At 62.3% G+C, this 22,881-nt stretch carries 20 protein-coding genes; 16 read left to right on the top strand and 4 right to left on the bottom strand.

Translation table 11 applies throughout. The features are described from left to right. The first annotated feature begins 48 nt into the window (after positions 1-48). Positions 49-897 carry an IclR family transcriptional regulator gene (locus G9X68_RS25880; protein ID WP_171604817.1) on the top strand — a complete coding sequence of 283 codons (849 nt, stop codon included), beginning with the start codon at positions 49-51 and terminating at the stop codon, positions 895-897. Between the two features lie 23 nt (positions 898-920). Here the strand turns inward: G9X68_RS25880 and G9X68_RS25875 are convergent, their stop codons facing one another. Together G9X68_RS25875 and G9X68_RS25870 are read right to left on the bottom strand one after the other, a co-directional pair. Then, positions 921-2,129 carry an amidohydrolase/deacetylase family metallohydrolase gene (locus G9X68_RS25875; RefSeq protein ID WP_171604816.1) on the bottom strand — a complete coding sequence of 403 codons (1,209 nt, stop codon included), beginning with the start codon at positions 2,127-2,129 and terminating at the stop codon, positions 921-923. Between the two features lie 205 nt (positions 2,130-2,334). Next, complete coding sequence (locus G9X68_RS25870; RefSeq protein WP_171604815.1) at positions 2,335-3,204, bottom strand: sigma-70 family RNA polymerase sigma factor; 870 nt, start codon at positions 3,202-3,204, stop codon at positions 2,335-2,337. Positions 3,205-3,312: 108 nt separating this feature from the next. On the opposite strand from G9X68_RS25870, the gene G9X68_RS25865 reads away from it, so the two are divergent. After that, the gene (locus G9X68_RS25865; protein ID WP_171604814.1) at positions 3,313-3,771 is read left to right on the top strand and encodes a carboxymuconolactone decarboxylase family protein; all 459 of its coding nucleotides are present in this window, start codon (positions 3,313-3,315) and stop codon (positions 3,769-3,771) included. A 92-nt stretch (positions 3,772-3,863) separates the two neighbouring features. On the opposite strand, the gene rhaI is transcribed toward G9X68_RS25865, so the two are convergent. Beyond that, positions 3,864-5,156: an L-rhamnose catabolism isomerase gene (gene rhaI, locus G9X68_RS25860; protein ID WP_171604813.1), complete on the bottom strand. Its 1,293-nt coding sequence runs from the start codon at positions 5,154-5,156 to the stop codon at positions 3,864-3,866. Positions 5,157-5,232: 76 nt separating this feature from the next. Between rhaI and G9X68_RS25855 the strand changes: the two genes are divergently transcribed. After that, on the top strand, positions 5,233-5,391 hold the full coding sequence (locus G9X68_RS25855) for a YqaE/Pmp3 family membrane protein (protein WP_017958027.1): 159 nt from the start codon (positions 5,233-5,235) through the stop codon (positions 5,389-5,391). A 63-nt stretch (positions 5,392-5,454) separates the two neighbouring features. Here G9X68_RS25855 and G9X68_RS25850 read toward each other — a convergent pair whose 3' ends face one another. Next, positions 5,455-7,551: a bifunctional rhamnulose-1-phosphate aldolase/short-chain dehydrogenase gene (locus G9X68_RS25850; protein WP_171604812.1), complete on the bottom strand. Its 2,097-nt coding sequence runs from the start codon at positions 7,549-7,551 to the stop codon at positions 5,455-5,457. 198 nt (positions 7,552-7,749) lie between these two features. Between G9X68_RS25850 and G9X68_RS25845 the strand changes: the two genes are divergently transcribed. The 13 genes from G9X68_RS25845 (at position 7,750) to fhuB (ending at position 22,878) form a co-directional block, all read left to right on the top strand. Then, entirely contained in the window at positions 7,750-8,562 is an 813-nt protein-coding gene (locus G9X68_RS25845; RefSeq protein ID WP_138331360.1) for a DeoR/GlpR family DNA-binding transcription regulator, read from the top strand. 48 nt (positions 8,563-8,610) lie between these two features. Beyond that, on the top strand, positions 8,611-9,606 hold the full coding sequence (gene rhaS / locus G9X68_RS25840; protein WP_018497178.1) for a rhamnose ABC transporter substrate-binding protein: 996 nt from the start codon (positions 8,611-8,613) through the stop codon (positions 9,604-9,606). Positions 9,607-9,677: 71 nt separating this feature from the next. After that, positions 9,678-11,213, top strand: coding sequence for a sugar ABC transporter ATP-binding protein (locus tag G9X68_RS25835; protein ID WP_018483425.1), 1,536 nt, complete (start codon positions 9,678-9,680; stop codon positions 11,211-11,213). Between the two features lie 42 nt (positions 11,214-11,255). Beyond that, positions 11,256-12,257 (top strand): ABC transporter permease, encoded by a 1,002-nt coding sequence (locus G9X68_RS25830; protein WP_171376300.1) that lies wholly within the window; start codon positions 11,256-11,258, stop codon positions 12,255-12,257. Further along, entirely contained in the window at positions 12,254-13,261 is a 1,008-nt protein-coding gene (locus G9X68_RS25825) for an ABC transporter permease (protein WP_017996467.1), read from the top strand. The genes G9X68_RS25830 and G9X68_RS25825 overlap by 4 nt, the downstream gene beginning before the upstream one ends. After that, positions 13,258-13,578: an L-rhamnose mutarotase gene (gene rhaM, locus G9X68_RS25820; RefSeq protein WP_115156779.1), complete on the top strand. Its 321-nt coding sequence runs from the start codon at positions 13,258-13,260 to the stop codon at positions 13,576-13,578. The genes G9X68_RS25825 and rhaM overlap by 4 nt, the downstream gene beginning before the upstream one ends. Then, positions 13,575-14,954 carry an FGGY-family carbohydrate kinase gene (locus tag G9X68_RS25815; RefSeq protein ID WP_171604811.1) on the top strand — a complete coding sequence of 460 codons (1,380 nt, stop codon included), beginning with the start codon at positions 13,575-13,577 and terminating at the stop codon, positions 14,952-14,954. The genes rhaM and G9X68_RS25815 overlap by 4 nt, the downstream gene beginning before the upstream one ends. A 79-nt stretch (positions 14,955-15,033) precedes the next feature. Continuing rightward, entirely contained in the window at positions 15,034-15,792 is a 759-nt protein-coding gene (locus G9X68_RS25810; RefSeq protein ID WP_171604810.1) for a fumarylacetoacetate hydrolase family protein, read from the top strand. 132 nt (positions 15,793-15,924) lie between these two features. Further along, positions 15,925-16,809 (top strand): helix-turn-helix domain-containing protein, encoded by an 885-nt coding sequence (locus G9X68_RS25805; protein ID WP_171604809.1) that lies wholly within the window; start codon positions 15,925-15,927, stop codon positions 16,807-16,809. 167 nt (positions 16,810-16,976) lie between these two features. Continuing rightward, positions 16,977-19,136 (top strand): TonB-dependent siderophore receptor, encoded by a 2,160-nt coding sequence (locus G9X68_RS25800; protein ID WP_171604808.1) that lies wholly within the window; start codon positions 16,977-16,979, stop codon positions 19,134-19,136. 93 nt (positions 19,137-19,229) lie between these two features. Further along, positions 19,230-20,009, top strand: coding sequence for an ABC transporter ATP-binding protein (locus G9X68_RS25795; protein ID WP_171604807.1), 780 nt, complete (start codon positions 19,230-19,232; stop codon positions 20,007-20,009). Between the two features lie 3 nt (positions 20,010-20,012). Then, entirely contained in the window at positions 20,013-20,897 is an 885-nt protein-coding gene (locus G9X68_RS25790) for an ABC transporter substrate-binding protein (RefSeq protein WP_171604806.1), read from the top strand. Beyond that, positions 20,890-22,878: a Fe(3+)-hydroxamate ABC transporter permease FhuB gene (gene fhuB, locus G9X68_RS25785; protein ID WP_171605069.1), complete on the top strand. Its 1,989-nt coding sequence runs from the start codon at positions 20,890-20,892 to the stop codon at positions 22,876-22,878. Before G9X68_RS25790 ends, fhuB begins: the two co-directional genes overlap by 8 nt. Positions 22,879-22,881 lie beyond the last annotated feature (3 nt).

Below are 22,881 nucleotides of genomic sequence, written 5' to 3'. Positions count from 1 at the left end.
TGCCACAGCGACAGCTATGCCATAGTAATGTAACATAATCGCGTTTTCATGAGGTGCGTGGAATTGGACGGAAAGACATCAGCCGCAGTTTACTCCGAAGATGAGGGCGTTACCGGCGAGACCGGTGGCAAGGGTGCGCGCCGCGCGCGCGTCAGCGGCATCGACCGGGCGCTTCAGGTGATTGATCATCTTTATGAAACCGGATCGCCCGCCGGCGTCTATGCCATCGCAAAGGCGGTGAAGGCGCCGCTGTCGACGGTTTACGTCATCGTCGACGATCTCGTCGAGAAGAACATGTTGACACGCCAGGCGGACGGCTCGATCTGGCTCGGCGCGCGGCTCTACCATTACGGCCTTGCCTATGCCAGGTCGCTGGATTTCATGAGCATCGCCACCCACGAAATGCACGATCTCTGCCGCCAGGCCGGCGAAACCGTGCAGGTCTGCGGCCGCGACGGCGACTATATGCTGGTGTTGGCCATGGCCGACGGCCCGAGCCATTTTCAGGTGGCGTCCCGCGTCGGCACAAGGGTCCCACTGAACTGGACGGCCTCTGGCCGCCTGCTCGTCGGCCACCTGGCCGAGGAGGAGCGCATCGAACTGTTCAAGCGCTGCGCCCGCTCTTCACCGACTGGCCGCGCCGAGATCGATCCGGGCACGCTGTCGGAAGCCGCCGGCAAGGCCTTCGAGTCGCGCCTGTCGATCCAGGCAGGGGAATCGGATTATGCGGTTGCCTGCATCGCCTCGCCGATATGCGATCGCGATGGCCAGTGCGTCGCCACCATTTCCATCGTGCTGCCGGAACAGAAGGCGTTTTCCGACGAGAACCACTATACGGCGCATGTGCGCAGTTCAGCGGAACGGATCGAAAAGCTGATGGGCTGGCGCAACCGCTGAGCATTGCGCCCGGCCCGCGGATCCTACCTGTAGGAATAGCCGTGGCTGTGGCGCACCAGCTTGCGCGCCCACGGCACATAGCGGCTGGCAGCGAAAGCATCGGCGCCCATTACCGCATAGCGCGGCTCGAACAGCTTATTGAGGACCGAAACGTCGCCGTTGGAATCCGTCGCCTCGATATCGGAATCGACCAGATCGAAAATAGTGAATTCCGCTTGCGAGCCGACCGCTAGGCCGTTCTCCATCGACAGCTTGATGACGGATGCCGGCGCATGGGTGACGGCTTCCACCACCTTGTCGAAAGGCATGCCGACTCTGAGGAGTTTAGACATCGTCGTCGCCAGATCCCAGACCGGGAAGTTCATCGAATGGCCGTGCAGATCGGTCGAAATCGAGAACGGCAGAAGCCCGCGGGCGATCGCCGCCTCGGCGACCTTGAAGGAGAAGGAGGCGCCGCCATGGCCGATGTCGAGACGGATGCCTTCGGAAGCGCAACGCTCGGCGAGATTGAAGAGATCCTCGTCTTCCATGATGCTCGACCCGGCCTTGCCGTTGAAGCAATGCGTGACGACGTCGCCGGGGCCGAGGATCTCTAGCACTTCGTCATAGAGCGCCGGCGGCTCGCCGACATGCACCATCATCGGCACTTTCAAGATCTTGGCGATCTTCTTGCCGAGCTTGACCGGGGTGACGCCCCAGGACCCGGTGATGACATGGCTGGCGCGCACCTTGATGCCGACGATGTGCTCGCTGTTTTCGGCATAGACTTCGAGGATGCGGTCGAGATCGATATCTCTTATATCTCTGAGTTCGGCGACGCGGTTGCAGGCGACAAGGCCGATCGAGCCGAGGTTCAGGAAAGCCTTAATGCGCTCGCGCGACGGTTCGATGATATATTCCCGAAAGCCATGGAAATTCGCCTCACCGGCCGAGCCGGCATCGACCAGGGTGGTGACGCCGCGCTCGACGCCGCATTCGGACGGGCGGATGGAAATATCGGTGCCGCCGTGCCAGATATGCACGTGCAGATCGACCCAGCCCGGCGAAATGAAGGCCCCCTTGCCGTCGATGCGCGTCACATCCTGCGAGACGGAAAGCGAAGAACCGATCTCGGCGATCCTCCCATCGGCATTGACGAGAATGTCGATCGCCCCCTCTGCTGTGTCAGAGCCGAAAGCGATCGGTTTGACATTGGTGAGAAGAAGCGGCTTCTTCGCCTGGTCGCGGGACATGAATGCATTCCTTTCGAAGTCTCGGACCGGGATCGTTCCTCGGTCAAAATTCCATAGTTATGTTATATAAATCTTTATAATAGAATAAAGCCGAGGATGCTGCTGTCAAGAAAAATGACGCGGGCGACACCGCTCAGGAAATGTCAGCGGGGCGCTCCTTCTAAAGCACGCCTATATCGAAGGTCCGGCAAATTCGCGTGTGTTTTCAATTCCGAAGGATCGAATAATCGAGCTGTTCCAGGTGATCCGGATCGGCGATGGCGTCGATCGCGGCGATCCTGCCATCAGCGATCGTCAGCGCCACAACGACGCGGAGCTGGCCCTTGATCTCCACGACGAATCCAAGCTCACCGTCGACGATGGCGATTTCTGCCGCCTGCGCCCGCCCCTTGAAGGCTTCGGCCACGTGAGCTGCGCCGCGCATTTCGCCAATGGTGCCGAAGCGGGCGGCCGTCGCATCCGGCCGGAAGACGACGTCAGGGGCAAGCACCGCGATCAATCCCTCCAGATCGCCATTGCGCGACGCCGTCAGAAAGGCCTCGGCGATCGTCCGTTTACGGCCGAAATCGACATCCGGCGCTTCGTCCACCCCCTGCACTCGGCGGCGGGCGCGGCTTGCGAGCTGGCGGGTCGCGGCGGACGAACGGCCGATGATCGGCGCAATCTCGTCGAAGGGCAGGTCGAACATGTCGTGCAGCACGAAGGCGACGCGTTCGGCGGGCGCCAGCGTCTGCAGCACGACGAGCAGCGCCAGCCCGACCGAATCGGCAAAGGCGGCTTCGCGCTCGGGATCGTTCGCCGGATCGGCGATCCCAGCGTGAACAGGCGCCTCCAGCGGCTCCTCGCGCCGGGTCTTGCGGGCGCGCAGCATGTCAAGGCAGATGCGCGCCACCACCGTCGTCAGCCAGCCGCCGAGATTGCCGACCCCTGTCGTATCGGTGCGGCTAAGCCGCAGCCAGGCCTCCTGAACGGCATCCTCCGCCTCGCTGCCCGAGCCGAGCATGCGATAGGCTGCGCCCCTCAGATGCGCTCTGTTCGCCTCGAACTCTTCGGTCAGCCATTTTTTCTCGTCCATTTGTCACATTCCTCCGCTGCATCCCGTCAAGGCCATGACGAATGAACCCCGGCCGATGTGACAGCGCCGGCGGATCGTCAAACAGTAAACCTATAGAGGAGACTTATCATGCAGGAGAGAATGGGAAATCCCGCCCTCGTCCTTCCCGCAGCCATGCAGGCGCTGGCGGCTCTCAGCAAGGTGCCGGCCGAAACCGGCCTTTCGCCTAAGCTGCTCGAACTCGTCAACCTGCGCGCCAGCCAGATCAACGGCTGCAGCGTCTGTGTCGACGGGCATCCCCGCATCGCAAAGAAGCTCGGTGAAACCGACGAACGGCTCTTCGCCATCGGCGCTTGGCGCGACTCGCCCTATTTCAGCGATGCCGAGCGGGCAGGCCTTGCGCTGACCGAGGCGGTGACCCGCGTCAGCGACCGCGCCGACCCTGTGCCGGATGATGTCTGGGACGAAGCGACCCGGCATTATGACGGCAGGAGCCTTGCAGCACTCGTCATCGCCATTGCCAACATCAATGTCTGGAACCGGCTGAACATCGCCACCCGCCAGATCGCCGGGGCCTGGAAGCCGTAAACGGCGGGACGCCGGCAGCGCGTCACCCCTGCGCTGCCGGCAACCATCAACCCTAGTCAGCAGGCTTCAGGCCATGCGAAACAATCGGGTGTTCAGATGATGCCGCCGCCGCCGGCTGCGGATGCCGGGCGCTCGGCCGCCACTTGTCTGCGGTAGCCGCTGGCGCGATAGACGGCAATCGGGTCGATCGCGCCGCCGGCCCTGCGGCGGGCTTCGGCCAGAATCGGCTCGACATCGGCGCGATAAGCGCGCTTCAGCGTTTCCGATGCCATCAGCGCGTCGTTGTCGTCCTGGTAGGCAGACAGCGCCTTGCGGTCGACGAGCAGTGCCTGTGCATAGGCGCGGCGGATTTCGTTGGCGCTGTTGATCAGGCTTTCGATCGGGTCGGTGACATTGTGCGACTGGTCGATCATATGGGCCGGATTGAAATCGTTGACGCCGCGCTGCTCGGCGTCCACCAGTTCGTTGAAGACGAGGAACAGCCGGTAGGGATCGATCGCGCCAGCGTCGAGATCGTCATCACCATACTTCGAATCGTTGAAGTGGAAGCCGCCGAGCTTGCCGAACTGGATCAGCCGGGCCACGATCATCTCGATGTTGGTGTTCGGCGCATGGTGGCCGAGATCGACCAGGCAATAGGCCTTGGGGCCGAGCGTCTGAGCGATCAGGTAGTTGGTGCCCCAATCCTGCACGATGGTGGAATAGAAGGCCGGCTCGTACATCTTGTGCTCGGAGAACAGCTTCCAGTCGTCGGGCAGCGCCTTGTAGATGTCCGCCATCGAGGCAAGGTAACGCTCGAAAGCCTTGGTGAAATGGCTCTGGCCGGGGAAGTTCGAACCGTCGCCGATCCAGACCGTCAGCGCCTTGGAGCCGAGCGCCTTGCCGATTTCGATGCATTCGAGATTGTGCTCGACTGCCTGCGCCCGCGTCGCCGCATCGGTGTGGCTGAGCGAGCCGTATTTGTAGGAATGGGCCTGGCCGGGCGCATCGGAAAAGGTGTTCGAATTCATCGCATCGAAGCCAAGGCCGAGCGCCTCGCCCTTGGCCTTCAATTCGCTAACATCCGCCCTGTCCCAGGGAATATGCAGCGAGACATTCGGGGTCGCCTGCGTCAGCTGGTTGATGACGGCACAATCGTCGAGCTTGTCGAAGATGCCGCGCGGCTCGCCGGTGCCGGGGAAACGGGCAAAACGCGTGCCGCCGGTGCCCACACCCCAGGAGGGGACGGCAACGAAGAATTCCGCAACCTGGCGGGTGACCGCCTCAATATCGACGCCGCGACGGGCAAGCGTCGCGCCCAGTGCCTCGTAATCGGCTTTCAGCGCGGTTGCCCGCGTGTAGTTATCCGTCGCGACCAGATCTGGCGCAATCCTGGAATCTGTCATCTATTCCTCCCTGGTCGCGAACCATAGGGCACGGTTCGCGTTCAAACGCTTAAATGTCTTCAACAAAGGAGCTACGATGGACGTTGTCCGCATTCTTCTTGCGATCATCCTGCCGCCCCTTGGCGTATTCTTGCAGGTCGGGATCGGCCTGCATTTCTGGCTCAATATATTGCTGACACTCTGCGGCTATCTGCCGGGGATCATCCACGCAATATGGGTGATCCTCCGGAAATAGCTCTATCCGTTTGCTTTACGCGTTCCGGACGCAAAACCGCTGCACACTGTTGCTGGAATTGCTCTAGCGCGTAAAACTCTGCATGTTGCCGGCATCGACGTTGATGATGTTGCCGGTCGATTTTGCCGAAAGGTCCGATGCGAGGAAATAGATCGCCTCGGCGATATCTTCCGGAAACACGTTGAGTTTCAGCATCGAACGCTTGCGGTAATGTTCCTCGAGGTCGTCCACCTCGATCTTCGACGAGGCAGCGCGCTGCTCGCGCCATTCGCCGCTCCAGATCTTCGAACCGCGCAGGACGGCATCCGGGTTGACGGTGTTGACGCGGATGCCGGCATCCGCGCCTTCCAGAGCCAGGCAACGGGCGAGATGGATTTCGGCAGCCTTTGCCGTGCAATAGGCCGAAGCGTTCGGCGAGGCGGCAAGACCGTTTTTCGAAGCGACGAAGATGACGTTGCCGCCGAGTGTCTGACGGCGGAACAGTCGGAAGGCTTCACGCGAGACGAGGAAATAGCCGGTCGCCAGAATATCAATATTGCGGTTCCACGTCGCCAGTTCGGTCAATTCGATCGGCGCGGAGGAGGCAATGCCGGCATTCGAGACGAGGATATCGATGCCACCGAATTCGACGCAGGCTTCCGCGAAGGAGGCGATCACCGCATCTTCCTTGGTGACGTCAAGGAGAACGCTGCGTACGGCGTCAGCGCCATATCTCTTGACGAAATCGGCTTCAGTGCCCTCGAGCGCTGCCTGGTCGATATCGGCAAGCACCACGCAGGCCCCTTCGCCGACGAGGCGTGCGGCGGTCGCCCGGCCGATACCGCCGGCGCCGCCGGTGACGAAGGCCACGCGGCCGGCAAGGCTCTTCGGCTTCGGCATGCGCTGCAGCTTGGCTTCTTCGAGCAGCCAGTATTCGATGTCGAAGGCTTCCTGCTCCGGCAGGCCCTGATATTCGGAAACCGTCGAGGCGCCGCGCATGACGTTAATGGCGTTGACGTAGAATTCGCTGGCAATGCGAGCCGTCGCCTTGTCGCGGGCAAAGGACAGCATGCCGACGCCGGGCACGAGGAAGATGACCGGATTGGCGTCGCGCATGGCGGGCGAATTGTCGTGCTTGCAGTCGTTATAATAGCGGGCGTAGTCGGCGCGGTAGTCTTCCAGCGCCTTGTCGAGACCAGCGACGATCGCGTCGACATCCGGCTTCGCCGGGTCGAAATCGACGATCAGCGGGCGGATCTTGGTGCGCAGGAAGTGGTCAGGGCAGCTGGTGCCGAGCGCGCCGAGCGGGCGCAGATCGCTGGAATTGACGAATTCGAGCACGGCGTCCTGATCGTCGAAATGCCCGAGCTTGCGCTCCTGCTTGCCGATTCGACCGCGGATCTCCGGCATCAGCCGGGCGGCGATGGCGCGGCGTTCGGCAACGGCCAGGCTCTCGGTGAGCGCGCCGCCGAAAATGGTCTTGCCTTCGGTCTTTTCGGCAAACCAGACGATTGCCTTGTTGATGATATCGAGCGTCAGTTCGTAGCAGGCCTTGGCATCGTTCGCCCAGGTGAAGAGGCCGTGACTCTCGAGCACGACGCCCTTGGCATTCGGGTTTGCGGCAACGAAAGCGCCGAGGTCGAGGCCGAGCTGGAAGCCCGGACGGCGCCAGGGCAGCCAGCCGATCTCCTCGCCGAAGATCTGCTGCGTCAATTCCTTCGAATTCTTCGACGCGGCAATCGCGATGATCGCGTCGGGATGCATATGGTCGACATGAGTGAAAGGCACGAAACCATGCAGCGGCGTGTCGATCGAGGCAGCGCGGGCATTCAGGTTGAAGGTGCAGTGCGGCAGGAAGCCGACCATGCGGTCCTCGTCCTCGACACCCTTGTAGATGCCCTTCAGCGACTCCAGCTTGTCCTGGTAGAGTGTCGCGAAACCGTCGAGCTTGATCGTGCCGACGTCGCCGCCCGAGCCCTTGACCCAGAGTACCTTCACCTTGCCGCCGGTCAGCGGATCGGTTTCCAGCACCTTCGCCGAGGTGTTGCCGCCGCCATAATTGGTGATGCGCTTGTCGGCGCCGAGCAGGTTGGAACGATAGAGCAGCTTGCCAGGCTCATCGAGGCCTGCCGCGTAAGCATCATCCCACCGGTTTTCCAGAAGCCGGACGTTCGCCGCCATGTCATCCTCCCATATGAAATCTTCATCGAGACGCAAAGTTCGCGCCGCTTTTCGCTGACGGTATCGCTCATCAAAACGGAGGTTGTCAATCGAAAACGATCAAATTCGATTATTGTGCAGCGCAATATGAAAATTTATGATCGTTTTTGATTGACACATTGTCATATGTGCGAAATAAACGATCGAAGGAGGAGCCCCATGCACGAACGCGAACGCCATCGCATCATTCTGAGCGCCGTTCAGGAAAAGTCCGTCGTGACGGTTCAGGATATTTCCGAACTGACCGAGGCTTCCGAGGCGACGATCCGGCGCGACATCGCGGCTCTTCATGTTCAGGGCAAGATCCGCCGCGTACGCGGCGGCGCTGAAGCGGTGCATCCGCCGCAGCTCGGCAATCTGGCCGGGCGCCCTTTCCGCGTTTCGGAATCGGTCAACATCGACAAGAAACGCGCAATCGCACGCCAGGCCGTCGAGCTTTGCGATCCGGGCGACGCGATCATCATCAATGGCGGCACGACCACCTTCCAGATGGTGCATTTCATGGCGGCGCACCGCCTGCAGGTGATGACCAATTCTTTCGCCATCGCCGAACATCTGGTCAAACATTCGAAGAACACGGTGACGGTGCCGGGTGGCGCGATCTATCGCGAGCAGAGTCTGATCCTCTCCCCCTTCGACAATGACGCGATCCGCAATTTCTACGCCCGTCGCTTCTTCATCGGCGCGCAGGGCGTCGGCCCGCTCGGCATCATGGAAGCCGACGCGCTGATTATTCAAAGCGAACAGAAGCTGATGCATCAGGCCGACGAATTGGTCGTCATGGTCGATTCCAGCAAATTCCATCGCCGGTCGAGCCTCATTCTGTGCCCGCTCGAGCGTGTGTCGACGATCATCACCGATGACGGCATTCCAGAGGAAGCCGTCAGGATGATCGAGAATGCCGGCATCAGGCTCATTGTCGCGAGCCCGGTCGCCCAGGCAATCAAGGAGGATTCCTCGTCGGTCGCATAAGGCGCCGGCCAGGTGTGAAGAGTGTCAATCAAGTGGGAGGATGAAAGCATGAAACTCGCAAAGAAACTCGCAATCGGCGTGGCATTTGCCGTCGCCATGATGGCCGGCACGGCAAGTGCTGCCGACATCAAGATCGGCCTCGTCGTCAAGTCGCTCGGCAACGGCTTCTTCGATGCCGCCAACAAGGGCGCGCAGGAAGCCGCCAAGGAACTCGGCGGCGTCGAGGTCATCTATACGGGTCCGACGACGACGACGGCTGAAGGCCAGATCGAAGTCATCAACTCGCTGATCGCCCAGGGTGTCAGCGCCATCGCGGTTTCGGCCAACGATCCCGACGCGCTCGTTCCGGCGCTGAAGAAGGCTACACAGCGCGGCATCAAGGTCATCTCCTGGGATTCCGGCGTGGCGCCTGAAGGCCGTATCCTTCAGCTCAACCCGTCGTCCAACGAGCTGATCGGCAAGATGTGCCTGACGCTCGTCAAGGACCATCTCGACGGCGGCAAGGGTGACTTCGCCATCCTGTCGGCAACGACCACCTCGACCAACCAGAACATCTGGATCGACCAGATGAAGAAGCAGCTCAAGGATTTCCCGGGCCTCAACCTCGTCACCACGGTCTATGGCGACGATCTCTCGGACAAGTCCTACCGTGAAGCCGAGGGCCTCTTGAAGGCGAACCCGAACATCAAGGTCATCGTCGCTCCGACGACGGTCGGCGTTCTCGCCGCGTCGAAGGTTGTCGAAGACAAGGGCCTTGTCGGCAAGGTCTACGTCACCGGCCTTGGCCTGCCGTCCGAAATGGCCGGCGCGATCAAGTCGGGCGCCACGAAGGAATTCGCCATCTGGAACCCGATCGATCTCGGCTATTCCGCAACGCAGATCGCCTATCGCCTCGTCAAGGGCGAGACCGACGGCAAGCCGGGCAGCGAAATCGAAGCCGGCCGCATGGGCAAGATCAAGGTCGGCGACAACGGTGAAGCCGCCATGGCCGATCCCTTCGTCTACAATGCTTCGAATATCGACCAGTTCTCCAAGGTCTTCTGATCTGGAGCCGACGCATAAGCCCGGCGGCCCAATGGCCGCCGGGATTCTCATTCGACACTGGTAGAAGCTCGATGAACGCCGCCTTTCAACAAACCGCCACGGACAGCAAAACCGGTGATGCGCCCGCCATTCTGGAAATGCGCGGCATCTCCCAGATCTTTCCGGGCGTGAAGGCGCTCGACAATGTCAGCATCGCGCTGCATCCCGGCACGGTGACCGCGCTGATCGGCGAAAACGGCGCCGGCAAATCGACGCTCGTCAAGATCCTGACCGGCATCTACAGGCCGAACGAAGGCGAGATCCTGGTCGACGGCCAGCCGGTGACCTTTGCCAGCGCCCAGGCCGCGATCGACGCCGGCGTCACCGCCATCCATCAGGAAACCGTGCTGTTCGACGAACTGACGGTTGCCGAAAACATTTTCCTCGGCCATGCGCCGCGCACGCGTTTGCGCACCATCGACTGGCAGGCGATGAACAGCCGCGCCAAGGCGCTGCTGACCGCGCTTGAAAGCAATATCGATCCGACGATCCGGCTGAAGGACCTTTCGATCGCGCAGCGCCATCTGGTGGCGATTGCGCGCGCGCTGTCGATCGAGGCCCGCATCGTCATCATGGACGAACCGACGGCAGCCCTTTCCCGCAAGGAGATCGACGATCTCTTCCGCATCGTCCGCGGCCTGAAGGAAAAGGGCAAGGCGATCCTCTTCATCAGCCACAAGTTCGACGAGGTGTACGAGATCGCCGACGATTTCGTCGTCTTCCGCGACGGCCGCGCTGTCGGCCAGGGCCGGCTCAAGGAAACGCCGCAGGACGAGATCGTCCGCATGATGGTCGGCCGCGACGTCGAGAATGCCTTTCCGAAAGTCGATGTCGCCATCGGCGGCCCGGTTCTGGAGATCCGCAACTACAGCCATCGCACCGAATTCCGCGACATCTCCTTCACCCTGCGTCAGGGCGAAATTCTCGGCATTTACGGCCTGATCGGCGCCGGGCGTTCGGAACTCTCCCAATCGCTCTTCGGCATCACCAGGCCGCTCTCGGGCACCATGATGCTCGAGGGCCGCGAAATCACCATCCATTCGCCGCAGGACGCGATCCGCGCCGGCATCGTCTATGTGCCGGAGGAACGCGGCCGCCACGGGCTGGCGCTGCCGATGCCGATCTTCCAGAACATGACGCTGCCGTCGCTTACCCGCACCTCGCGCCGGGGCTTCCTCAGGGCGGCAGAAGAATTCGCGCTCGCCCGCAAATATGCCGAGCGGCTGGACTTACGCGCCGCGGCCCTTTCCGTCCCGGTCGGCACGCTCTCCGGCGGCAACCAGCAGAAGGTCGTCATCGGCAAATGGCTGGCGACGGCGCCGAAGGTCATCATCCTCGATGAACCCACAAAGGGCATCGACATCGGTTCGAAGGCAGCCGTACACGGCTTCATCAGCGAACTCGCCGCCGAGGGCCTGTCGATCATCATGGTCTCGTCCGAACTGCCCGAGATCATCGGCATGTCGGACCGCGTCCTGGTGATGAAGGAAGGTCTCGCCGCCGGAATTTTCGACCGCGCCGAGCTGTCGCCGGAAGCGCTGGTGCGCGCCGCCACCGGCAATGCATGAGGCCCGCAATGCATAAGGCCCAGCAATTCATAAGGTAAGAGCATGGCAAGACTGATCAGAAAACGCGAAACCCTGCTGTTCCTCATCATCGTGGTGATGATCGCGATCTTTTCGACACGCGCTACCGATTTCGCAACGCCGGAGAATCTCGCCGGCATTTTCAACGATACCTCCATCCTGATCATCCTGGCGCTCGCGCAGATGACGGTTATCCTGACGAAATCGATCGACCTGTCGGTCGCCGCTAACCTCGCCTTCACCGGCATGGCGATCGCGATGATGAATGCCGCCTATCCCGACCTGCCGCTCGTCGTGCTGATCCTTGCCGCGATCGTCATCGGCGCCTGCCTCGGCGCCATCAACGGCTTCCTGGTCTGGGCGCTCGAAATCCCGCCGATCGTCGTCACGCTCGGCACGCTCACCATCTATCGCGGCATGGCCTTCGTGCTCTCGGGCGGAGCGTGGGTCAACGCCCACCAGATGACGCCGGTCTTTCTGTCGGTGCCGCGCACGCCGATCCTCGGCCTGCCCGTTCTCGGCTGGGTCGGCATCGTCATCGTGCTTCTGATGTATGTCCTGCTCCGATACACCCAGTTCGGCCGCTCGGCCTATGCGACCGGCGGCAATCCGACTGCGGCCGTCTATGCCGGCATCGATACGGGCTGGACGAAATTCCTGGCCTTCGTTCTGTCGGGTGCGCTCGCCGGCCTTGCGAGCTATCTCTGGGTGTCGCGTTATGCTGTTGCCTATGTCGATATCGCCAACGGCTTCGAGCTCGACAGCGTCGCGGCCTGCGTTATCGGCGGCATCTCGATTGCCGGCGGCGTCGGCTCGGTCGCCGGCACCGTGCTCGGCGCGCTCTTCCTCGGCGTCATCAAGAATGCATTGCCGGTGATCGGCATTTCACCCTTCACACAGATGGCGATCTCCGGAACCGTCATCATTCTCGCCGTCGCCTTCAATGCCAGGCGCGAGCGCAACCGCGGCCGCATCATCCTGCGCGACCGCGCCGCAGCCGAGATCAGAGCGGAGGCCGCAGCATGAGCACCGTGTCCACACACGAAAAGCGGATCATTCCCGACCGCCTCGGCACGCCCTTCCGCCGCATCCTCGCGAGCTGGGAAGTGCTGCTTTTTGCCGTCGCCGTGCTGATCTTCATCTTCAATTCGCTCGCCTCGCCCTATTTCCTCGACGCCTGGAACCTCTCGGACGCCACCTTCAATTTCACCGAAAAGGCAATGATTGCCTTCGCCATGGCGCTGCTCGTCATATCAGGTGAGATCGATCTGTCCGTCGCTGCGATCATCGCGCTCGCCTCGACGGCAATGGGCGCGGCAGCGCAAGTCGGCATCGGCACACCGGGCCTGGTCGCGATCGGCATCGGCACCGGCCTTGCCTGCGGCATCTTCAACGGCGTGCTGGTCTCGGTGCTGAAACTGCCGTCGATCGTCGTCACCATCGGCACGATGAGCCTCTTCCGCGGCATCTCCTATATCGTGCTCGGTGATCAGGCTTATGGCAAATACCCTGCTGATTTCGCCTATTTCGGCCAGGGTTATGTCGTCTGGGTATTCTCCTTCGAATTCGTACTCTTCATCGTGCTGGCGATCCTCTTCGCCATCCTCTTGCATGCGACGAATTTCGGCCGGCAGGTCTATGCGATCGGCAACAACGACTTCGCCGCCCGCTTCTCCGGCATCCCGGTCGAGCGCGTCAAATTCATCCTCTTCCTGTTGACCGGCGTCATGAGCGGCGTTGCCGCCGTCTGCCTGACCTCACGTCTCGGCTCGACCCGGCCGTCGATCGCCCAGGGCTGGGAACTCGAGGTCGTCACCATGGTCGTGCTCGGCGGCATCTCGATCCTCGGCGGCTCCGGCACCATTGTCGGCGTCGTCATCGCCGCCTTCGTCATGGGCCTCGTCACCTTCGGCCTCGGCCTGCTGAACGTGCCCGGCATCGTCATGTCGATCTTCATCGGCCTGCTTCTGATCATCACCATCGCCATCCCGATCATCGCCCGCCGCATCAAGGTCATGAGCTCCCGATGACTTTAGAAAAACACGCCTTCAAAATGCAGCTCAATCCTGGCATGGAAGCCGAATACCGCAGGCGGCATGACGAGATCTGGCCGGAACTGGTCGATCTCCTGCACAAGTCAGGCGCCAGCGACTATTCCATCCATCTCGACCGCGAGACCAACACGTTGTTCGGCGTGTTGACGCGGCCCGCCGACCATAGGATGGCGAGCCTGCCGGACCATCCGGTCATGAAAAAATGGTGGGCTCACATGGCCGATATCATGGCGACCAATCCCGATAATTCGCCGGTCCAGAGCGACCTGGTCACCGTCTTCCATATGCCATGAACGCCACCTCCTATCGCCGCATCGCCGTCCTCGACATCGGCAAGACCAATGCCAAGGTCGTCGTGCTCGACAGCGAGACGGGCGCCGAGATCGCCGTCCTGAAACGGCCGAACATCGCGATCAAATCCGGTCCCTATCCGCATTACGACGTAGAGGCTCTCTGGTCCTTTGCGCTCGATGCGCTGAAGAGCCTTGCGCGCGAGCCCGGCTTCGACGCCATTTCGATCACCACCCATGGCGCTTCCGCAGCACTCCTTGGCCGAGACGGTGTGCTTGCCATGCCGGTGATCGACTATGAACACGAATATCCGCAGGAAATCCGCGACGCCTATACGGGGCTGCGCCCCTCCTTCGACGAAACCTTCTCACCGCGCCTCGCGATGGGTCTCAATGTCGGTGCGCAGCTGCACTACCAGAAGACCGCCTTTCCCGAGGAATTCGCCGAGGTGGCGACCATCCTCACCTATGCGCAATATTGGACGGCGCGGCTGACCGGCGTCGCCACCAATGAGCTGACCTCGCTCGGCTGCCATACAGACCTCTGGAACCCGAGGGAGGGCCACTATTCCTCGCTCGTCGACAGGCTTGGCATTCGCGATCTCATGGCGCCGATCCGTTCCGCTTTCGATGCGCTTGGCCCGGTCCTGCCGGATATCGCCACGGAGCTCGGCCTCGCCGCACCCGTGCCGGTCTATTGCGGCATTCACGATTCCAATGCCTCGCTGCTGCCGCATCTGGTCCATCGGGAAGCACCCTTCGCCGTCGTCTCCACCGGCACATGGGTCATCAATTTCGGCGTCGGCGGCGATCTCGATCATCTCGATCCGAGCCGCGATACGCTCGCCAATGTCGATGCCTATGGCCGGGCCGTCCCCTCTTCCCGTTTCATGGGCGGCCGGGAATTCGAGATCTTGTCGGCCGAGATCGGCCTTGTCGACGAAAAAGCCGCTCAGGCGGCAATCGGTCCCGTCATCGGCAAGGGCATGATGCTGCTGCCGAATATCGCCTCCGGTTCCGGGCCTTTTCCGGGAAAGGCAAGCCGCTGGATCGGCGCCGAAGAGGCAAGCCGCGAGGAGCGCTCTGCCGCTGCCTGTCTCTATCTCGCCTTGATGACCGATGCCTGCCTCGGACTGGTCAGCGCCAAGGGGCCAATTATCGTCGAAGGGCCCTTTGCGCTGAATGGGACCTATCTCAAGCTGCTGGCCGCCCTGACCGGCCGCGAAGTCATGGCCCTTCCGGGCTCGACCGGCACCAGCCAGGGGGCGGCCCTTCTCACCGGCATCCGGCCGGTATCGGGCGCCGAAACGCATATTCCGCCGACCGATATCCCGGGGCTGGCCGCCTATCGCACCCGCTGGTACGCGGCGATGGAATAGGAGTCTTTCCAAAAGCGACCTTGTTCGTCCCTGCCTTCTCGTTAGTGTGGCACCTCGAAAATCATGTCGAGGAGATAGCATGACAGAGAGATTCGACCCGCGCACCCTTGCAGCCAGGCTTCACAGCCTGCGACAGGCCGGCCGGCAGGAGGCAACGGACACTTTCGCGCTGCCCGCCGATCTCCATCAGGCGATGGAGGCGCAGAATTTGCTCACTGCTGCAGACCATATTTCGAGTAATGCCTGGAAAGTCACGGTCTCGCCGCAGGGCCAGGCGGTCACCGCTCCGTTGTATCCCTATGCCAAAGCCGTCTCGGGCGCTGACATTCCCTGGTATCCGGGCCTGAAATTCGAGACCGAGATCGCCGTCCGTCTCGGCGGCGACCTGCCGGTCCGCGCGGGTGTTCCCTACAGCCGCGCCGAGGTGGTCGAGGCGATTTCCGCTGTTTATCTCGGCGCCGAGCTGCTGGTCAGCGCCGTGAAGGAAAGCGGCAGCGTTTCGTTTCTGCTGTTCGTCGCCGACCGGCTCGGCAACAGCGGCTACGTGCTCGGCCCGGAGGTCGACAAAAGCGTCGTCGATACCGCCGCCGGCACACCGCTCAAGGTCACCCATGCCGGCCGCACGATCTATGATGGTCCGGCGCAGCATCCGAAAGGCGACGTTCTCACCTGGCTCGTCGATTGTGCCAATGACGGCGTGCGCCCCGAGACATCGCTAATGGCCGGTGCGCTGATCACGACGGGCACGTTGAGCGGCGCGATCGAACTGACCGAACCCGGCGAGATAGACATCATGCTCGGCAATGCCCACCTCAGCTTCTCTGTGTCGAAGGATTGATTTGACGCCGCTTTCCCCGGATTCGGGCCGATCTGGTGCCGGATTGGGAATTGCCATCCGCTTCCGCCTGCGGTAATAAACTTGAGTATTTGAAAGTTTAACTCCGGCGCATGGCCGGAGGCGGAAGTGGAAATGACGTTTCAACCGCGGATGCAGAACAAGATCCAGGGCTTCTCCGTCATCGGCGGTGTGCATCGCCGGCTGTGGAACGGCATCGTCGCCGATGTCTGGGATGTGGAATGCGCCGCCTATGCCGGCGGCTATTATGTCTCGCGCGACCCGCGGCTGTTCATCATGCTCGACAAGCGGGGGCCCGGCAATTCGCGTATCAAGCTCTCGCCGAAGGCGCAAGGTACCGTCCAGGACACGGAGAAACGGCCGATCTCCTATGTGCCGGCCGGCATGGAAGTCTGGGCCGATCTGACCGACGTGCATTCGGTGCGCCATCTCGACCTCCATTTCGATGCCGACACCATCAGCCGCAGGCTAATGGAGGATATCGATCCGCGCCGTCTCGAAAGCCCGCAGCTTCTGTTTTCCGATGAACGGGTGCTGGCACTGGCGCAGCTGGTCGCCGCCGAATGCCTCAATCGAGAGCCGCTGCACGATCTCTATGGCGACGGCCTGGCATTGGCCTTGATCATCGACGTCCTGAAGCTTTCCAAGGCCGTCCCGCGCAAACGCAGCAAGCTGGCCGGCTGGCAGCTTCGCCGCGCCACCGAATTCATCGAGGAAAACTGCTTGCGCAATATCCGCCTCGAGGAACTCGCCGGTCTCACCGGCCTGTCGCAATCGCACTTCAGCCATGCCTTCAAGGCCTCGACCGGCATCGCCCCGCATCAATGGCAGACCAATGCCCGGCTCGATAGGGCCAAGCGGCTGCTTGTCGAAAGCGAAAATGCGTTGACCGCAATCGCCGCCGAAACTGGCTTTGCCGATCAGGCGCATTTTACCCGTGTGTTCCGCAAGCATGTCGGCATTACGCCGGCGAGTTGGAAGAAGGCACAAGTTGCCTGATTGCAACGCTTAACGGGCAATTGCTTGCAACGCGGAGAATTGCCCAAAAACGTTCAATTTTCCCCGATCGCGACAATCCACCCCGGTAAAACTGAGTTAATCACTCATCTTATTCAGGGCTTCGCCGCACGCTAAGTATCGCGCGGCACGAGTGGGGTATAGGACATATGAGCGGGCAGACCAGGGGTCTCATTTTCAAGGCAACTCTATTGGCAGGCGTTGCGGTCGCCGGTCTGATCGCGGGATCCGCCGCGGCACAGGAAGCGAATTCGACTGAACTCGCGCCGATCGTCATCCAGGGCGGCGGCGACACCGCCACCAGCCCTGTCAAAGGCTATGTCGCCAAGAACTCCTCCGCCGGCTCGAAGAGCGACACCCCGCTCAACGAAATCCCGCAATCCGTCTCCGTCATCGGCACGGAGGAAATGGACGATCGCGGCATCACCAACAAGATCGACGAGGTGTTGCTCTATACGCCTGGTGTCACCGCGCAGCCTTTTGGCAACGACGGCGATACCGACTGGTTCTATATCCGCGGCTTCGACGCGACGCAGACCGGCGTCTTCTTCGATAATCTCACGCTCTTTAGCTATGGCTTCGGCGGCTTTCAGCTCGATCCCTTCATGCTGGAGCGCGTCGAGGTGCTGAAGGGTCCGGCCTCCGTGCTTTACGGCGGAGCAAACCCCGGCGGCATCGTAAATCTCGTCCGCAAGCGCCCGCTCGACGAGCCGCTCTTCTATACCGAGATCGGCATCAACAGCAACGGCAATGCCTTCACCGGCTTCGATGTCTCCGACAAGGTCGGCTCCAGCGGAACGATGAGTTATCGCATCACCGGCAAGGTTGCCGGCGGCGACAATTATTCGGATTTTTCCGAGGATCTGCGCGGCTTCATCATGCCGCAGCTCACCATTTCGCCGGATGACAGCACCAGCCTCACCGTCTGGGGCTACCTCGCCGGCCTCGACCAGGTCCATACCGGCAACGGCTTCTTCCCCTATGTCGGCACTGCCGAGGATGCGCCTTTCGGCAAGATCGATCGCGACGCTTTCTATGGTGAGCCCGACATCGACGACGGCAGCTATGTGCAGAAGATGATCGGCTACGAATTCGAACATGAATTCGACAATGGCATCAAATTCTCACAGAATGCGCGCTACGGCCATCTCGACAAGCATGAGATCGGCCCCTACCTGAACGGCTGGGTCGGCGGCGTGCCGACGGGTCCGGACTATCAGTTGGCGCGCATCGGCTTCGAAGGCCGTTCGGGGGTCGATAGCTTCTCGATCGACAACAGGATCGAAGGCGAGACCGAAATCGGCGGCGCCACGCATAATCTTCTCGTCGGGCTCGACTACACCTATTATCGCCTGGAAAATTGGCAGGCCTGCTGCGGCTCCAATTCGATCAGCGCAACCGATCCCATCTATGGCACGATACAGGGCGCCAATTTCGTCTATGCGGACGGCGTCGTTACCAAGAACCAGATCGGCGTCTACGCCCAGGATCGGATCCATTTCGGCGATGGCTGGCTGCTGACGCTCAACGGCCGCTACGACTATGTCGATATCGACCAGGACGCCGTAATCGGCACGACCTACAGCACCAACGACAGCGCGCTCAGCGGCCGCATCGGCCTTGCCTATGAGTTCGACAACGGCCTGACGCCCTATGTCAGCGCCGCGACTTTCTTCAACCCGCTTGTCGGCACCGGCGTGTCCGGCGCTCTTGAGCCAGAGGAAGGCGAGCAGTTCGAAGGCGGCATCAAATATGAGCCGACCTTCATCGACGGCTCGCTGACGGCGTCGATCTTCCACATCACCAAGCGCAACAACACGGTCACCAATCCGGCAACCTTCGCGCAGAGCCAGCTCGGCGAGGTGGTTTCGCGCGGCGCCGAACTCGAGGGCAAGGTCAATATCAACGAGAACTGGAAGGTTCTCGCATCGCTCGCCTATACCGACATGGAGGTGATGGAGAACGACGCCAATCCGGCGCTGGTCGGCAATTCACCCTATATCGTCCCGAAGGTGACCGCCTCTCTCTGGATCGACTACACGCTGACGACAGGGACTTTCGAGGGCATGAGCTTGGGTGCCGGCGTCCGCCATCAGGGCTGGTCCTGGGCCGATGAGGCCAATACCGAGAAAGTGCCGGCCGCAACGCTCGTCGACGCTGCGATCCGCTACGAGAAGGAAAACTGGGGCGCCTCGCTCAACGTCGCGAACCTCTTCGACAAGGAATATGTCAAGGGTTGCGGCGGGCTGACCGTCTGCGGTTACGGCGATGCCCGCACCGTCACCTTCAAGCTCAGCAGGAAGTGGTAAGTTGACAATCTTAGTTTAGTTTTGCAGGAACCTGTGGGGAAAGGGAGGGCCTGCCCTCCCGAACCCGTTGCAGCGCCGAACCTGGAGCAGACCATGCCTTCGCCTTTCCTTGCCCTCTCGCGGATAGATTATGCCATCGGGCCGAAATCCATCCTGTCCGGCATCGACCTGACGCTTGAGCGCGGCCGCATTTACGGACTGGTGGGGCCGAACGGGTCGGGCAAGAGCACTCTGTTGAAGATCGTCGCCCGCCAAGTCGGGCCGAAATCCGGCGCCATCTCCTTCGACGGCAAGCCGGCGGGTGACTGGGGCAGCCGGGCCTTTGCCCGGCACGTCGCCTATATGCCGCAATTCACGCCGGCGACCGACGGGATGACCGTGCGGGAACTTGTGGCGCTCGGCCGTTTTCCCTGGCACGGCACGCTTGGCCGCTTCACCGCGATGGATCGCAGCATGGTCGAAGAGGCGATCATCCGCACCGAACTCGAGGATTTTGCCGATCGTCTCGTCGCCAGCATGTCCGGCGGCGAACGCCAGCGCGCCTGGATCGCCATGATGCTCGCCCAGGACGCCCGCTGCCTGCTGCTCGACGAGCCGACGTCGGCGCTCGACCTCGCCCATCAGGCCAGCGTTCTCTCGCTGGTCAAGGAACTCAGCCATGAACGCGGGCTGACCGTCATCATCGTGTTGCACGATATCAACCTCGCCGCGCGCTATTGTGACGCGATCATCGCGCTCAATCGCGGCCGGATCACGGCCGAGGGCACGCCCACCGAGATCATGCAGGCCGATACGCTGCAGTCGATCTTCGGCGTCGGCATGGGCGTCTTCCCGCATCCGGTTCGAAACGAACCGGTCAGCTATCTGTTGTAGGCCATGGCTTTTTTGGCGTTCTTCTCCCGCAGGCAGTTTCTGGCCGCTGCGGCGGCCTCGCTCTCCGCCCCCGCGCGTTTGCGGGCGGCAGAGGGCCTACGCGTCGCAACGCTCGACTGGGCGCTGCTCGAAACCCTGCTGGCAATTGGCGCGAACGTCGTTGCGGCGACCGAACTGCGGCAATTCCGCGAGGTGGCAGTCACGCCTGACGTGCCGGCCACGACCGCCGATCTCGGTCTGCGCGGCACGCCGAATTTCGAGGTGCTGCGGTTTGCACGGCCGGACCTGATCTTCAACTCTAACTTCTATGCTTGGGCAGACGAACGCATGCGCGGGGTCGCACCTGTGGAAAGCCATGCGATCTACACGCCCGGCCAAAGCCCCTTTGCGCTGGCCGAACAGGCCACAGTTGCAATCGGCGAGCGTCTGCAGCTTGCCGCAGCGAGACAGTTGACCGAAGAGCTTGCAGCCCGGCTCGACCGCTACCGGGCTGTCTTTGCCGCCGGCGACGGACGGCCGGTGATCCCGATCAATCTCGGCGATGCCCGGCATTTCCGTGTCTTCGGCTCCGACAGCATGTTCGGCGAGGTGCTGAAACGCGTCGGTCTCACCAATGCCTGGCAGGCTCAGACCAGCTACTCGGCCGCAGCTCCCGTCGGCATCGAGATATTGGCATCGATGCCCGACGCCTGGATCGTCATGATCCCGCCACAGCCGGCCGATGCGCTCGCCACGCTTTCAGCCAGCAGCTTCTGGAATGCGTTGCCGGCCGTGCGCGAGAAACGCGTGCTGATGCTCGGCTCGATCAACCCCTATGGCGCACTGCCGGCCGCTGCCCGTTTTGCCGATCTTCTGGCGGAGGGGCTCAGCCATGCATGGAATGGTTAGCCGCGCCAGGCCCGCGCGAAGCTCGAGCACGCCCGTTATCGGCATGATCCTGGCCTTACTCTGCATCATTGTCTTCGCACTCCTCATCGCGACACGTCCCGAGGTTCCGCACGACGATGCCGATGCGGCCATGCTGAACGGGGTGCTGCTCTGGAACAGCATCATGCCCCGGGCTGCGTTGGCCCTGATCGCCGGCGCCGCGCTCGGCCTTTCCGGCACATTGCTGCAGCGTGTCCTGCGCAATCCGATTGCCGATGCTTCCACGCTCGGCATTGCCTCCGGGGCGGAACTGGCAATGACGGCGGCCATGGGCTTCTCGCCCCTGCTCATCGGATTTTCGCGCGAGATGGCCGCCTTCGGCGGCGGGCTCGCGGCTGTTGCCATCGTGCTGGCTTTGAGCTGGCGGCGCGGGCTCGATCCGGTGACCGTGGCACTCTCCGGCCTGATCGTCAGCCTGATCGCCTCGGCCCTCAGCGTCACGCTGATCCTTTCGCGCGGCGAATATGCCATGTCGATCTACATCTGGGGCGCCGGTTCGCTCAGTCAGCAGGATTGGAACGGCGCGCGCTCGCTCGGGCCCCGGCTTATCCTCGGCTTTGCCGCCGCTCTTTTGCTGGTGCGGCCGCTCCGCATCCTTGCCCTCGACGACAGCGGCGCCAGGAGCCTCGGCCTTGCCCTGCATTCGACCCGCCTGGCGATCGTCGCGCTCGCCGTCTGGCTTGCCGCCTCAGTGATATCAGTGGTCGGCGTGATCGGCTTCATCGGGCTCGCCGCCCCCGCAATCGCAAGGCTTGCCGGCGCGCGCAGCACTGGCAGACTGATGCTGACAGCTCCGCTGACTGGGGCCGGCCTGCTCTTCCTGACCGATTGCCTCACCCAGATCCTCGGCCCCGGCTTCACCGATCTTGCCCCGACAGGAGCCGCAACCGCCCTGCTCGGCGGCCCCTTATTGCTCTGCCTGCTGCCGCGCGTGCATTCCGTTTCGGCCGTTGCCGCCCAGTCGAATGCAGCGCTGAACAGGCTCGTTAGGCCGCTTCTGGCTCTTGGCGCACTCTTTATTGCCCTCGCCCTGATCTTTGCCATCGTCCTCATCCTCGGCCCAGCCGAGGACGGCTGGCATGTTGCGACCGGCTCGCTCTTGACCGATCTCCTGCCCTTCCGACTGCCGCGAACAATCGTGGCGGCCGGGGCCGGGGCCATGCTGGCGGCAGCCGGCTTCATCATGCAGCGCGTCACCGGCAATCCGATCGCCAGCCCCGAAGTGCTGGGCGTCAGCAGCGGTGCCGGTGCGGGCCTGACCGTGGCGCTCTTCCTCTTCGGCTTCCCCTCGCCCGTCATCATGCTGCTTGCCATGGCGCTCGGCGCGCTGGCCGCCTTCCTTGCGATGATCGCCATATCAGCCCGCGCCCAATTCTCGCCGGAACGCATGCTGCTTGCCGGCGTCGGCATCGGCGCCTTCGCCATGGCGATCGTCACCATGGTGCTCGCCCAGGGCGATATGCGCGGCTATATCCTGCTCACATGGCTTTCCGGCTCGACCAACCGCGCCGGCGCCTTCGAAGCCTGGACGGCCATCATCTCGCTCGTCGTGCTGACAGCGCCCTTGCCCTTCCTCAGCCGCTGGCTGACGATCCTGCCGCTCGGCGCCGGCCCCAGCCGCGCTGCCGGCCTTCATGTCGGGGCAAGCCGACTGGCACTTGCCGTCCTGGCCGCGCTGATGACGGCGATCGCCTCCTTCCTCGTCGGGCCGCTCAGCCTGACCGGTCTCATCGCGCCGCATCTTGCCCGCCTTGCCGGCTTTCGCGCCCCGGGCCACCAGCTGATATCGAGCCTTCTCTTCGGCGCCGGCGTGCTGATGGCCGCCGACTGGCTGTCGCGCGTCGTCATCTACCCCTACCAGGTGCCGGTCGGCCTCTTCGCGGCCCTGATCGGCGGCCCCTATCTCATCTGGCTGCTTTCGCGAAAGGAGGTTCAGCAATGATGG

It is taken from the genome of Rhizobium changzhiense, assembly GCF_013087625.1.
In the GTDB taxonomy this organism is placed as follows: Bacteria; Pseudomonadota; Alphaproteobacteria; order Rhizobiales; family Rhizobiaceae; genus Rhizobium; species Rhizobium sophorae.
The sequence above is the reverse complement of the archived record's forward strand: the minus strand, read 5'-3'. Positions and strand labels throughout refer to the sequence as shown.